9 protein-coding genes are annotated in these 14887 nt (G+C 39.2%); 2 read left to right on the top strand and 7 right to left on the bottom strand.

What is annotated here, in order from left to right; all coding sequences use genetic code 11:
• Positions 1-48 precede the first annotated feature (48 nt).
• The 5 genes from cls to JP39_RS00805 all read right to left on the bottom strand — a co-directional run bounded on the left by cls (position 49) and on the right by JP39_RS00805 (position 6972).
• Positions 49-1515 (bottom strand): cardiolipin synthase, encoded by a 1467-nt coding sequence (cls, locus tag JP39_RS00785; protein ID WP_041500998.1) that lies wholly within the window; start codon positions 1513-1515, stop codon positions 49-51.
• A gap of 716 nt (positions 1516-2231) precedes the next feature.
• Entirely contained in the window at positions 2232-2930 is a 699-nt protein-coding gene (locus JP39_RS00790) for a zinc metallopeptidase (RefSeq protein WP_041500997.1), read from the bottom strand.
• A 5-nt stretch (positions 2931-2935) separates the two neighbouring features.
• Positions 2936-3385 (bottom strand): hypothetical protein, encoded by a 450-nt coding sequence (locus JP39_RS00795; protein ID WP_041500996.1) that lies wholly within the window; start codon positions 3383-3385, stop codon positions 2936-2938.
• Between the two features lie 30 nt (positions 3386-3415).
• Positions 3416-6175: a YhgE/Pip domain-containing protein gene (locus tag JP39_RS00800; protein WP_174795708.1), complete on the bottom strand. Its 2760-nt coding sequence runs from the start codon at positions 6173-6175 to the stop codon at positions 3416-3418.
• A 41-nt stretch (positions 6176-6216) separates the two neighbouring features.
• Positions 6217-6972, bottom strand: a complete 756-nt coding sequence (locus JP39_RS00805; RefSeq protein WP_041500995.1) for an alpha/beta hydrolase — start codon at positions 6970-6972, stop codon at positions 6217-6219.
• Positions 6973-7041: 69 nt separating this feature from the next.
• Here JP39_RS00805 and JP39_RS00810 point away from each other — a divergent pair, with 69 nt between their 5' ends.
• Positions 7042-7752: a ribonuclease H family protein gene (locus JP39_RS00810; RefSeq protein ID WP_041500994.1), complete on the top strand. Its 711-nt coding sequence runs from the start codon at positions 7042-7044 to the stop codon at positions 7750-7752.
• Between the two features lie 364 nt (positions 7753-8116).
• On the opposite strand, the gene JP39_RS00815 is transcribed toward JP39_RS00810, so the two are convergent.
• Complete coding sequence (locus tag JP39_RS00815) at positions 8117-10768, bottom strand: HAD-IC family P-type ATPase (protein ID WP_245626383.1); 2652 nt, start codon at positions 10766-10768, stop codon at positions 8117-8119.
• A gap of 1440 nt (positions 10769-12208) precedes the next feature.
• On the bottom strand, positions 12209-13135 hold the full coding sequence (locus JP39_RS00820; protein ID WP_245626385.1) for a DUF1002 domain-containing protein: 927 nt from the start codon (positions 13133-13135) through the stop codon (positions 12209-12211).
• Between the two features lie 192 nt (positions 13136-13327).
• Here JP39_RS00820 and JP39_RS00825 point away from each other — a divergent pair, with 192 nt between their 5' ends.
• Positions 13328-14383 (top strand): D-alanine--D-alanine ligase, encoded by a 1056-nt coding sequence (locus tag JP39_RS00825; RefSeq protein ID WP_041500991.1) that lies wholly within the window; start codon positions 13328-13330, stop codon positions 14381-14383.
• Positions 14384-14887: the final 504 nt, after the last annotated feature.

A 14887-nucleotide genomic window follows, 5' to 3' on the forward strand; every position in this document is an offset into this window, starting at 1 on the left:
TATGCCTATTCTTTTGTTTAAATTGCTGATTTAATTCTAATAATACCTCTATAAAATAGGGGATAGTAATCTTGAGAAACGTTGCTTGAAGTGTAGCCAAGCACCTTGTTCTTTGATAATTTCTGGTGTTAACAACAATGAATCACTCATGTCTTTTTCAAATGCACGGGCAATTTGATGTGAAACTTTGGCATCATAGATAAAAGCGTTGGCCTCGAAGTTTAATGAATAGCTTCTAAAGTCATGATTCATTGAACCAACTGAACAAATTTTGCCATCAAAAACTGATGTCTTAGAGTGCAAGAATCCCTTTTGGTAACTGTAAATTTTAATACCGTAAGTTGTCAGTAGGTTGGCATAATATTGCGTAGCACGGTAGATGAAGGGATGGTCAGGCATACATGGAATCATGATTCTGACATCGACTCCGGAACGAGCAGCAATAGTTAGCGCAGTGAACATGGCATCGTCAGGAACTAGGTAAGGCGATTGAATCCAAACACTCTTCTTGGCACTGACAATCATATCGATAAAGCCATCTTTGAGGATTTCTTCACGGTTATCCGGTCCATCAGAAATAATTTGGATTGGCAAATTAGCTGTGGTATCGAATTTGTCAGATGGAAAGTATTTTTCTAAGAATGCCAAAGGTTCGGCGTTTCGATCCAATGAAGCATTCCAGTCACGGAAGAACCGTTCTTGCAAAAGTAATGTAGCGGCTCCAAAGATTCTTGAGTGCGTATCACGCCAATAACCGAATTTCTCAGTTGTATTGACGTATTGGTCACCAACGTTGAAACCACCAATCCAGCCAGTTGTACCATCAATAACAACAATCTTACGGTGCAAGTGATAGTTCAAACGGGTTTTGGCAATAACATTTTTAGAGGTGATGAAAGGTAGGACTTCACCACCGGCAGCTTTGAAATCTTTGAAATAGCGTGGTTTAGTTCCGCCAGATCCCCATGGATCGTAAAGCAAACGGACTTCCAAGCCTTCGTTAGCTTTTTGAGTAAGTAGTTTTAGAAACTCGTCTCCGATATTACTTTTGATAAAAGCATAATATTCGACATGGATAGTTTCCTTAGCATTTTTAATATCCTCGAACATACTCTTGAATTTTTCTTTACCATCGAAGAAAAGTTCAATTTCGTTATGGCGCGTAAGAGGCGCTTCCTCGGTTTCATTGAAGAATCGAATGATGTGGTCAGCGTAACGTGTTTCGTCGTATCTAGAAGCATTCTGTGGCCGTTTCTGAGCAGCAATTGCCATTCGCTTCAACTGACTTAAACTGTAATGCTCTTGCTTACTGATATTGAAGATTTTTTCCTGAGCAATTCCACGGCCGAGGAACGCGTAAATAAGGAATCCTACAATTGGCAATAAGACAAGGACCAAGATCCAGGCCCAGGTAGTAACAATATTACGTGGTCTATGGAAAACAGTGATCAGTGCGGAAACTGTATTGACTACTAAGATTATGAGAATTAGCCAGATGATCCAAATATCAATCATAAAATAAATTCCCCTCTGTTATTCTTACTAGAAAGTTTACTTCAAAATACTAATAAAATCTAATTTAAACAGTATTATATTTATTTAAATATTCCGTCGAAAGAGCCGAGAGTATTTCGCCTGCTATGCGGACCGGGCCGAGCCAAGGTCTCGTCCCTCGGTTTGAAGCCTTACCACAGACCGGTAAGTCTCCAAACTCGCCCGGTGGTGTAATGGCTAAAGCCATTACACCACGCCCACAGCTGGTGAATACTCTCAGCTCTTTCGACTAGTTGGTCTGGGGTTTAGTTGGGATTACATCAATTTTTAAGTTGGCTTGTAGGACGTAATGTGGGTGATTCATGAGTTGTGTTTTGATGTTTTATTATGACAATTTGCCAAGTAATAAATTCTAGGGACTTGATTGCTTAATTTTTTTGTCAAAATAAACCAATTAAGTGAAAACAATCAAGTAAGTGAGAAGCTATAAAGCTGTTTTAAATTTGTTGGAACGGATAAACGAGCGGGAGGCGGGCAGAGAATTCACCAGCTATGGAAGTGGCGTTAGTGCTTCAGCACTTACACCACAGGGCGACTTTTGAGACTTGCCGAACTGTGGCAAGTCTTAAAAGCGAGGTGTGAGACCTTGGCTCACACCGGTCCTCATAGCAGGCGAAATTCTCTGCCTTCCTCCGGCGGCATATTTAGACAACAAAAAAAAGCCTTTGAAAGGGCTTTTAATTGCGATTGTCGCCAAATATTATGATTAGACGTAATAATTGCAACGCTGTTGAAATTGCTGCAGCAACGTAAGTTAAGGCTGCTGCGAACAATACTTGCTTGACCATTGGAACTTCATCGCTGTCGAGGATGTCACCTGATCCTAAGATCTTGATGGCACGTCCTGAAGCATTGAATTCAACTGGCAAGGTGACAACTTGGAACAAGACGACTAGGGCAAACAACCAGATTCCGAGAGTAATCAGTGTTTGATTCATTCCCAAAAGGGCACCGATGATAATCAAGGGAATTGAAGCGTTTGAACCGAGGTTGACGGCTGGAACCAAAGCAGCTCTGACACGCATTGGTACATAGCTTGTTTGGTCTTGAATTGCATGTCCACATTCATGGGCCGCAACACCGATGGCCGCAACTGAAGTTGAATCGTAAGTTGATTCCGAAAGATTCAAAGTCTTGTTACCGGGATTGTAGTTATCAGTTAAATTACCACTGACTTTATTAATTTGAATATCTTGTAGTCCGGCACTATCTAAAATATATCTAGCAGCATCAGCCCCGCTTTTACCACGGTGACTAGTGAACTGGTCATACTTTTTGAAATTATGATTTACATACCACGATGCCCACAAACTGATAGCCAAACCAATGATTATCAATAGATAGCTGGGACCAAAACCATAACCATATCCGTACATAGATGTTAACTCCTCTTTAGTAGATTGTTGTTAGAAACATTATATCCATTATTTGTGAAGTTTTCTTGAATAATACGATCAAGTTGGTTGATTTCGATTGATTTAAGATCAATTTGATTCTTTAAAAAGACTAGTAAGCGTTGAGAAATTTCTTCCTTTTCTGTATCGCTCAAATCTTTGAAAGTAACCATCAATGCAGCTTGTTTTTTAGTTAGGTCAACGTCGCTTAAAGAAATCAAAGCAACGATATCTTCGTGATGTTTCTTTTGAATAAACCAGTAAATACCGTCGTTTCGCATGATAGTTTTAGCAGTATTGGAAATGTACTCAGTAGTTGGATCGATTTCCATGCCTAGAAATTTACTGACTTCTTTTAAATTGAAGTGTGTGGGAAAGTCCCAGAAGAAATTCTCAGTCATGAAAGGTCGATACGATTTCAATTTTATATCAGACATTAAAATAATTTCTCCCTCTTACAAACCAAATTACTCGATAATCATACTCTTCTTGGCACTCTTGTGTAGTTTGTGCATGAATGGCTTGAGTTTTTCAGTTGTTAGTAAGCCCAGTAGGTAGAAGACTACGCCAAAGGCCACTAATATAATAATATCTTTGGTAGCATTAGGCCAATATATTCCACCGACCGACTCACGAATCAGGTTGACTGCGTAAGTAAATGGCAAGTATGGATTGATGAATCTAAAGAATCCATCGGATAGGACAACTGGGAAGTTACCACCGGCACCAGAAATTGAAAGCACCAGAATGATAATACCTAATCCTTTACCAACTGTCCCAAACATTTGAACTAACGAGTACAGAATCGAAATGAAGACGAAACTTACCAGCATACAGAAGACAACTAACCAAACTTTTTCCTTCGTATAAGCATTCAAGATATATAGGTTACCTAAAGCAGCCGCAATAGCTTGGAGCTGGTTCAAGAAACCAAAGGTTAAGTAACGTCCGTTAAATCTTTGCTTAAATGAATAACGATATTTTTGACGATCATTTAACTGGAAGTGAACTGTGAAGACACTGGATAGGAGCAAGGCACCAACCCAGATACACAATGCCAAGTAGAACGGAGCACTGGCAGAACCATAGTTTGGAACGTCATAAAGGTTCTCTTGCTTCAATTTAACTGGGTTAGAGAAGAAGTCAGATTCCTTGTTAGCATCGGATTTCATCAACTTAATCAAAGCACCAAGGTCAACATCCTTTTCACCCTTCTTCAAGAGTTTAGCGGAGTGATGAACATCTTTCTTCAACTGTGGCCAGTCATTGACGGCAAAATCATTAGCTGTTGAAAGAGCTTTTTCAAGCTCTGGTGTCTTGGAGTTAACTAAGTTCAAGGTAGTCGTCAACTCATTTTCAATCTGTGGCAATTGATATTGAACAAAGAAGGAGGCCGTTGCCATTTTCTTCTTCAATGTAGGGTAGTCGTTGTTGTAGAAGTCATTGACCAAATTAATACCCGTAACGATATTACCCATATTTCCGTTCAACAGTTGGTTGGCATCGTGAATTTCACTACCAACAGCAGGCAATTGTTTTTGATACTTTTGAAGGTAAGTCAAGGCTGTTTCAAGGACACCCTTAGTGTTGTTCAAAAGTCCTGGAATAGCAGGGATAATATTGTTATTGACTTGGCTCAAAGTAGAACTGGCATCCTTGAGCAATGTTGAAACATCATTGATGGTGTTTGAAACGCTGTCCATAATGTTGAGTTCTTTGATAGCAGTAACGCCGTCAGCAATCTTATCTGCTTGAGCTTGTAAGTCAGTCAACTTAGCTTGTAACGCTGTTGTATCGAGGTCACTGTAGTTTTCGATGATGTCGTTAGCTTTGGAAGCCAAAGTATCGTTTAGTGCAGCGAGGTCGGTTAGGTGTTTGATAGGAGTGTTGAAAATCGTCGTCTGATCGTGGCCTAATTGCTCAGCCAAACGGTTGTACAAGTCTTGAAGGTCAGTCAAAGATGAAGCCAATTGTGTACTTACTTTGGATACTTGTGTGGCATCGTCAGCGACGTTTTGAATGACATTTTTAAGTTGTTCCTTGAGTTCTTGGTTCTTAGGATCTTCCTTAATCTTGTCGATCAATGTGTTGATATTTTGCATTGAAGCACTGATCTGCTTAACAATGTTGAAAATCATTGATAGTCCAGTATCAACGGTTGTTTTAATAACAGGTAAAGCTTGTTGAATCTTTGGAATCAATTCATTATTAACTTTGTTGGTAGCATTTTCGGCATCTCGACCAAGTTGTTGAATATCAGGCATAACGTTTTGAACCTTGTTGATGACCTGAATTCCGTTGTCAACTTGGGTGATACTGTTATCCATTAAATTAGAGATTTTGCCAAAGTCGTTGTCGATTTCGTTAACTTGTGAACCGGCACTCTTAATTTGCGGAATCTTTGTCTGCAAATCTTTAGCAGCCGTACCACCAGCATCAGCTAATGGTAGGAAGTTATTCAAATTGACGATCTTTTGAGCATCTTGATTTAATAGTGGCATGTAGCCGTACATGTCATTAGCTTGTTGTAATTTGTTGTTCAAATTTGGCACGATTGTGTTGGCTTGTTGAACTTTGTCCATAATATTTTGCAATTCGGGCAAGTTGTCATCAGTCGTTACAAGCAGTGTGGAAAGTCTTCTTAACATTGGCAAATTATGCTCAAGGTCAACGCCTGACTTATTTAGCACCGTTGTAACGGTCTTACTTATCGTTCCAATAAATTCATCTGAGATTGTATTTTGTAACGTCGTCGCACCTGTCTCAGTCAGCTTCGGGGCGATGGCGTTTATCTTCTGATTAACTTTGAAGACCAGTGCTGGTTTCTTAATGTTACCTGATAGGAAACTAACAATATCCTTTGAGAAGTTCTTAGGGATGTAGATACCGGCGTAGTATGAACCATCCTTAACTCCCTTATCTAGTTGTTTCTTTGAATCAACGAATGTCCAACCTAGTTTGTGATTCTTCTTTAGGTTGTCAATTAATTGGTCACCAATTTCAATTTTTTGTCCTTCAAGTTTAACCGATTGGTCATCTGAGTAAACGGCAACTTTTAGGTCACTTGTATTTGAATATGGATCCCATAAGGCCCAAACATTAAACCAGCAATATAGACATGGTAAAATGATCAAAGCTAACATTAACAATGTTGCGGGCTTTGACTGTAGGGTTCTTTTTATATCTAATCTGAATAGCTCCCAAGCTTTGATAGAAATCCCCTCCAAATCTCTCTAAAAAGTGCATGACGTAATGTCATTATATAACGTTACGATAACGGATTGTAGTATATGAAACCATTAACCGTATCTAAAATCTCTGAATCATCATGAAGCATCGAGTGTTCGGCGGTAGAGCCCTTGATTAAATATTCGGTGTATTCTTTTGCTCGGGGTTCGAGAATGTAAGAAATTGACTTTGCTGATGTAACGGAGATGTACTTGTCACTATTTGAGTGATCACCAACGTTACCGTAAATATTTAAAACACGCAGATCATCTGATACGTTATTTCGATTCATAAATATTCTAAAATATGTTGGACTCATAAAAGCTGGTTTGCCATTTGGCTTGATTCGGTTAATATTAGGAAGATCTCCCAAACCTAAAATGCCGTTGAATGGTCCAGCGATGAGTACTAATTTTTTGAGTCGAGGCATATAAGGACGCATTTTTTCCCTCAGATTGACTAGGACTAAAGCGACGGCACCCAATGAGTGCCCAATAGCGTCATATGTAGTAAATTCATGTTTCAAACGTAAATCAAATAAGAGTTTAACTAACCAATATTCCATTTGGTTACTGCCAACCCATTTATTTTGGAAAACTACTTGAACGATGGGATGTTCATCATCAGTCCAAGCTCCCTCATATGTAACTTTGCCGCGCCAATTAATATTTGCTTTGAGAAATTGATCTTTTTTCTTACCATTACATTCCAAAGCTGATTCAATCATTTTTTGAGTCGTATAGTCTCCACCCCGAAATCCGTGGATGTAGAGAATCGGCCATTGCCCATTTTTCATAAATTCACCCCAACAAGATATTATTATATAATTATTATTGAGAAATTTTAACCTAATGAGGTATGACAATTGCAAAAATTTTATGCTGTAAGACGAGGCAAGAAGCCCGGAATCTATTTAACATGGGCAGAATGCAAGGCTCAGGTCGACGGATTTGCTGGTGCAAGATACAAAAGTTTTCCCGATCGAGCCCAAGCTGAAGCGTTTCTTGGCGGTAAGGATTCTTACGTTAAGAGTACAACGAATCAAAAATCGAAGCCACAAGCAAAAGCATCTAAAAAAACTGTATCTGATATAAAAGATTTTGATACTGTCGTTTACACTGATGGTGGTTCGAGAAATCATGGTAATTTTAAAGGTGGGCATGTCAAGACGACTGATAAAGGCGCTTGGGCCTATCATATCAGCAATCATGACGAAGTATTTGAGGGAACCGCTGGTGAATTTGGCGTAACTAATAACCGCATGGAGATAATGGCCCTGATTCAAAGTATTAAACGATTAAATGAGTTAAAAATCAATCAACAAAATACGATATTTGTCTTAGATTCTCAGTATGTTTTGAACGCAATCACGAAAAATTGGTTGACGGGCTGGAAAAAACGTGGCTATAAAAAGGCTGATGGCAGCGTTCCGGTCAATGTGGAATTGTGGAAGGAATTGGATGGATTGTTGCCAACCGTTCCTACAAAAACTTTTGAGTGGACTAAGGGTCATGCTACTAATATAGGAAATAATCGGGTCGATGAATTGTTGAATGAGACAATGGATAAGATGTAGTGGTTTTGTGCCGCCCACGAGCGCCAGCGATGGTTGACCCGCTATGCGGACCGGTGTGAGCCAAGGTCTCACACCTCGCTTTTGAGCCAAAGTTCGTGTCTCAAAAGTCGTCCTGTGGAGTAAGGGCTAAAGCCCCAACTCCACTTGCACAGCGGGTCACCATCGCTGGCACTCGTGTGCTAGTTTCTTTATGGATTGAATGTATTATTTTCTATGTTTAAATTGAACAGACAATTATGAGACACAAGCAATCTTTAATGGATGCTTGCGTTTTTTTGATTGCAAAAATAGTGGATTCAATTTTAAAAAAAATTGGAATTAAAAAAGATATCGAAATCTTCAGACTTCGATACCTTTTAACGTACTATTTAATAGTTTTAGTTCGTTGCAACATATGGAAACGAATGAACTTTCCTAATTCGGTCACGGCAAGGACAATCACTCCGGCCACGATTGGAATTAGCCAACCGTATGTGAAGTTGATGTTTGTTGTGTGGAAGATTGATTGCATGAATGGGAGGTAAATTATTCCCAATTGTAAAGCAATTAAAATTCCGATGATGTAGAAAGCCATTTTGTTTTGGAAGAAATATTTGGAAATAACGGGATGGTCATTTCGCAAATTGAATAGGTAGAAAATCTTACCAAAGATGATAATATTTAATGCCATCGTACTACCAACTACTTCAGGCATACCTTTATCTGTTAAGAAGTCGAATGCCCAGATTCCTAATCCAGAAATCAATAGGGAAACGTAGACGATTTCGAATGTATCGAGTTTCGTCAACAATCCTTTTTTAACATTACGAGGTCCACGAGCCATAATTCCAGCTTCTGGTGGTTCGAATATAAAGGCAAATTGAATTGTTAAAGCTGAAACCATGTTGATCCAAAGCAATTGTGCAGGGTAAAGTGGCAAATCTTGACCTAACAGGATACTGATTACCACGATTAAACCTTCCGCAAAACTGGTTGGAAGTAGGAACCGGATTGTCTTACGAATATTGTCAAAGACGTGGCGACCTTCACGAACGGCCACAACGATATCGGCAAAGTCATCATCGGCTAAAACCATGTTGGCTGATTCTTTCGCAACTTCGGTACCTTTAATACCCATGGCAACACCAATGTCAGCTTGTTTCAAAGCAGGGGCATCGTTGACACCATCACCGGTCATGGAAACAACGTGATTGTTGGCTTGTTGGGCGCGAACAATCCGTAATTTGTTAGCCGGAGTCGTTCGAGCAAAGACATTGTAATCGTCAATTTTTTCATTTAATTCTTCGTCTGACATAGCGTCAATTTCAGGACCAGTAACGGCTTTGATAACTGAATCTAAGTCGAGTTTTTCCGCGATTGCTGAGGCTGTATCAGGGTGGTCACCAGTGATCATCTTGACTTTGATACCAGCCATTCGTAATTCATGGATTGAGGCTCTGGCTTCTTCACGCGGTGGATCAATGATACCGACCATACCGGCTAACGTTAAGTCACCAATTTGGTCAGGTTGAATTTCTTCAAAACTATCATCGACAATTTTATAAGCTAAAGCAACCACACGTAGTCCTTCGGATGAAAGTTCTTTAATCTTGTTGTTCCAATAATCTTCGTCAGTTGTTTTAACCGAGGCATTAATGATAGTAGTAGGTGAACCCTTGACCATCAACACTCTTTGGTTATTCAAGTTGGCTAAACGGGCTGAAAAACGGAAGGCTGAATCGAACGGTAATGAATCAATTTCATCAACTTCAGGGTCATTACCAGTCATCTTGCGATAAAGGGTAGTTAGGGCACCATCAGTTGGTTCACCGGTTAGTTCCCAGTGATTATTTTCAAAGTGAAGTTGAGCGTCAGTTGTTTGACCAGCAATATTGACTAGCCATTTCATACTGTCATCTTGTTGCCAATCGTAATTTTTATCCCCAAGTTTTAAACTACCGGAAAAGTCGATGGCTCCATCACTATCATATCCAACGCCTGTGACATCAAAATCATGTGACGGCGTTACAACTTTTTTAACGGTCATTTCGTTCTTAGTTAAAGTACCAGTTTTATCGGTATTAACAATATCAACGGCACCTAAAGTTTCAACAGCGGGCAATGATTTAACAATCACGTTACGCTTAGTCATTTTACGAGTTCCCATGGCTAGTACAACAGAGGTACTGGCTGGCAAACCTTCGGGCATTGAACCAACGACCATCGTTATAACGGCAATCAATAATGTTGGCAAACTGTAAGTATCGATAAAGTAACCAATAATGAATAAGACTACAGCAGCAACTAGGATGGCAATTGACAAGCCAAATCCAAGTGAATTCAAGTTTTGCATCAAAGGTGTGGGCTTTTCTTTGACGGACTCAACTGAGTTTTGAATTTGACCAATTTCAGTATCACCAGCTGTGGCAGTTACGACTCCCAAAGCAGAACCGTGCGTTACGGCAGTGGAAGCGAAAACCATATTTTGACGTTCAGCCAATGGTAATTTGTTGTCTGGAATAGCTTCTTCAATCTTTTCGACGGCATTAGTTTCACCAGTTAAAACAGACTCTTGAACACTCAAGTTATCGGCAGAAATTAATCGTAAGTCAGCTGGAACAGCGTCTCCAGCTTCCAAATTGACTAAATCTCCGACAACTAAATCTCGAGCATCGATTTCCAACTTTTCACCGTTACGGAAGACAAAGTTTTTCGAAACCAACATTTCACGGATTTTTTCCAGAGCATTACCGGCTTGTTGTTCTTGAACGTAACCAATAATGGCGTTGGCGATAATAACCAATCCGATAACGATCGAATCGGAATAGCGATGCATCAAGAAGGTCATGATCGCAGCTGCGGCCAAAATATAGATGATACTGTTGTTGAATTGCTTGATGAATTGAATGAATTTGGAAGTCTTCTTAACTTCTAGTTCATTACGTCCATCACGATCCAAACGACGTTTAACTTCAGCACTGGTAAGGCCATCTTCAGCGTCAGTTTGGAATAATTTGTTAATATCTTTGGCATCCATTTGCCATAATTTTTGAGAGCCCCTCGGGGGCTCCTTAGAGTTATCTTTGGAACTAGTACTTTCTTCTAACATTTAATTTTCTACTCCTAATTGTATTTATCTATTAAATTATGATGGATCTTTTTAACGAAGACCAAGGTGCCCACTCCCTTTCAATTATTTGCCTAAAGGTATACTAAGTATGACGTTTCCAGAGCTGATAGTATTCATCTGCTGCGCGGAACGGCCCGAGCCAAAGAGCGGTCTCGAACCTCGGTTGAAGCCTTGCAAAACCGGCAAGTCTCCAACACGCCCGGTGGTGTAAGAGCTAAAGCTCTAACGCCACTTTCGCTGCTGATGAATACTATCAGCTCTTCCAACTGGTTTATTTTCTTAAAATGAATAATTGGATAAAGAATTCTGCTGTTTTAAGTGGATCATAGCAAAGCCTGTAATGAATTTTCATATTTTGAACTTCAGTTTGTCTATAGTTAGTTTAATTCAACCTCTGACATTCATATAATTATATTTGTGTATATTATGATATGGGGCTCAATGCCTATTGTCAAAGGATTTTTCATCTGCTTGCCTAATAATTGGGTTAAAGATAGCAATATACATCATATTTGGCATTATTGGAATGATTTTGATTGTTACACATAAGTCTAAATTTAATTTTATCGGAATGTTCTAAAAGGTTGATTTCAATTTCTTAATCTCATATAATAACAAATGAAAAGAGACCACAGGAATGCGCTCCTGTAGCCTCAATCATCAGACGGAAAATGATTTACTAATGGGTAAGACTAATCTAAGTGATTAGTCTTTTTTTAGTGCCTTGGCTTTGATAAATATGAAATACGCTTTCGCCAAGTAATAAACACTAATTGCAAACTCTAAGAGCTGCAAAACCACACCTTCAATCTGATCCTTGTTATCAAGTCATACACCTCCATCAAAACGGAATAGGCGAGGGGTGTTGCACCATTTAACTGGCTGACTAAAGTCAACAAAGATAGCAAGTCTTCGACAGCATGACTCTAGCCATAGTATATAGGGAATCGATTTTCCTTGTATCAAAAAATAAACGATAATTATAAAAAATCCCTGTACAATCTTTTATTGATTGCTGCAGGGATTTTGTGATTATTAGTCTAAATACTTAAAATTAGAAATCGTATGTGAATGATATTATATCGATTTTAAACGTTATTTATTAAAAGAGTAAAAAGCTATTGTATAGTAGTCACTCACAAAAACAAATTAGTTGGAAGAGCTGAGAGTATTCATTAGCCGCAAAAGTGGCGTTATGGCTTTAGCCATTACACCACCGGGCGTGTTGGAGACTTTCCGGTCTGTGGAAAGGCTTCAACCGAGGTTCGAGACCGTACTTTGGCTCGGACCGTACCGCGCAGGAGATGAATACTCTCAGCTCTGGAAACGGCATACTTCAACAAACCATTAGTTGAATAGACCGCTGAAGAATGAAACGATACTGTCCCAAATTCTTTGTAGGAAGTTGCGGTTTTCTTGAGTGTTTAAGTTGTTGAAAACATTCTTAGCTTTACTCATGATATCGCTACTTAGTTTAGAAGCTTGTTCTTTGAAGTTTGAATTGTTCAAAGCTCCGGAATTCTTAATTTGGACCATCAAGTTAATAATCTGTGTTTTTTGATTGTCAGTGATGATGTTTTGCAAATTGTTCTTTTGTAAGTTGTTATTTACAATTGTTGTAATTTGATTATTAGTGATGGTATCGCCTTTTTGAGCCATATCTGATTTGATACCAGCAACGGCATTGTTTAATTGTTTATCAGAGTAGCCATCGGTACCTTTATTAGCATCAGTAATGCCACTCAAGACGCTCATTTCCTTTTGTGCAGCGTTAACTTGGCTTTGATTCAAGTTATCACCACTATTAGCGTAAGCGGCATAGATACCGGCTAGGGCACCAGATCCATCAATTGGTGTAGCTGATGTTACATAGATATTAGCATCGCTGATACCGGCAGTGACGGCGGCATTACGATATTGGTCGGCTGTAATAGTTGTGATGTTGTTTTTACCATTATAGTCAACGATTTTAACGTTAATACCTGAACCGGATGAAGTCTTTTGAATCAAAGCAGATGACCAAACACCGGAATTACTTGTGAATGAGTTACCACTTGGATTCAAATACTTAACCAATGTGTCACCAGTTACGGTGATGGTCTTGTAACTACCATTGTTAATTTGTGAAGATAGGGCATTGATTGTCCCTTGACGTTGGTCGCTAGTTAAAGATGTTCCCAAAGTCATGACTGGTTGATCATTCAAATCATCAGCTTTAACGCTTTGTGCTGAGAAGATTCCCAGCGTGATTACAGATAATAAACCTAATAAAATAATATTTAACTTTTTCAAGGTTATATCCTCCTTAAACCCAATTAAACCAAAAATGTGTGAAAATTTCGAGAAGTTCGCTAAATTTTTTCGGAAACTTAATCTCTGAAATGGTTTTTTCGTTGCCATTGTGCTATTCTGTAGGTTCTAGGATTACGCTTAAGTAATAAAATTAAAAGGATTAGGTGAAACACAATGAAAATTGTCGTTCTTTCAGGTGGAAGAAGTACAGAAAGAAATGTTTCTTTATCTTCCGGAGTTAAAATCACCAACGCACTACGTAGCAAGGGTTATGAAGTCGCATACGTTGATTCATTTTTAGGTAAGGATGTTGATGAAGATAAGATTGACGATCTTTTTACAACTGAACCAGAGAGTGAAAGCAAACTTATCATTGATGATGAAGTTTTAACTGATGAAAAAATCAATGCACTTCGTACCGATGGAACTCGTGGTCTTTTGGGCCGTAATGTTTTGAAAATTTGTCAACACGCCGATATCGTCTACATGGGACTTCACGGTGAAGATGGCGAAAATGGTAAGATGCAAGCAGTATTTGATGTCTTTGATATTAGATATACAGGTAGTGGCTCACTTGCTTCAGGTCTTGCCATGGATAAGAAGTATTCTAAAGAAATTTTTGTTCAAGATAAGATTCCAACAGCTCAATATACAACAACTAAGACAGCTAAGATCTTGTCTGAAGATATTCCGTTCAACTATCCAATGGTAGTTAAACCATCAAACGGTGGTTCAAGTGTTGGTACACATATCGTTAGAAATGCGACTGAATTGAGAGAATCAGTGGCCGATGCTTTGAGATTTGATAGCGAAGTTTTGATTGAAGAATATATCAAGGGTCGCGAATTCTCAGTTGCCATCGTTGATGGATTAGTACTTCCAGCAGTCGAAGTTACCGTTGATACAGGTTGGTATGATTTCCAACACAAGTTCCAAGAAAACAATGTGACACATTTCATCACACCACCAGATAACTTGGATGATGAAATTCATGCTAAGATGCAAGCTTTGACAAAGAAGACTTTCGAATCATTAGGCATGAGCAATTATGGTCGTGTGGACTTCTTGTTACGTGACGGTCAATTGTACGTCATGGAAGCAAACACTTTGCCAGGTATGACACCGTTGTCATTGATGCCAAGAGAAGCAGAAGCTGCCGGCATTTCATACCCTGACTTATGTGAAAGAATCATTAAGAGTAAAGTTAAGTATTACGAAAATCGTCAATAGTTGTTTTATTTTTTAGGCATGTCCTGTGATGGGATATGTCTTTTTTGTTTGCCGCTTCCGGTTTACAGTGATTTTTGCCTGCTGTGAGACCGGTGCGAGCCAGGGTCTCGCGCCTCGATTTTGAGCTTTGCAAAAACCGCAAATCTCAAAATACGTCAGTGGTGTAAGAAAGGAAAACCACCTTTCTAACGCCACTTTCACTGCGGGCAAAATCACTGTAAACCTCCAGCTAATGGGTTGCTGTAGTTTAATAGTTATATATGAATGTCAATTGAATGAAAATCTTAGAATCAATCATAATGGGATATATATACGAACATTTTTAATAGGAAAATAGGTTAGTCGGAGGAGCTGATAGTATTTACCCGCTGTGGGTGTGGCGTTATGGCTTTAGCCATTACACCACCGGGCGTGTTTGGAGACTTACCGAACTGTGGTAAGGCTTCAAACCGAGATTCGAGACCGTATTCTGGCTCGGATCGGTCCGCATAGCAGGTGAATACT

Origin of the sequence: Companilactobacillus heilongjiangensis, assembly GCF_000831645.3 — a bacterium.
GTDB classification, from domain to species: Bacteria; Bacillota; Bacilli; order Lactobacillales; family Lactobacillaceae; genus Companilactobacillus; species Companilactobacillus heilongjiangensis.

Excerpts from the sequence above, each read along its gene's own strand:
- cls (WP_041500998.1), bottom strand. The coding sequence starts at position 1,515 with ATGATTGATATTTGGATCATCTGGCTAATTCTCATAATCTTAGTAGTC.
- JP39_RS00790 (WP_041500997.1), bottom strand. The coding sequence starts at position 2,930 with ATGTACGGATATGGTTATGGTTTTGGTCCCAGCTATCTATTGATAATC.
- JP39_RS00795 (WP_041500996.1), bottom strand. The coding sequence starts at position 3,385 with ATGTCTGATATAAAATTGAAATCGTATCGACCTTTCATGACTGAGAAT.
- JP39_RS00805 (WP_041500995.1), bottom strand. The coding sequence starts at position 6,972 with ATGAAAAATGGGCAATGGCCGATTCTCTACATCCACGGATTTCGGGGT.
- JP39_RS00815 (WP_245626383.1), bottom strand. The coding sequence starts at position 10,768 with ATGGATGCCAAAGATATTAACAAATTATTCCAAACTGACGCTGAAGAT.
- JP39_RS00825 (WP_041500991.1), top strand. The coding sequence starts at position 13,328 with ATGAAAATTGTCGTTCTTTCAGGTGGAAGAAGTACAGAAAGAAATGTT.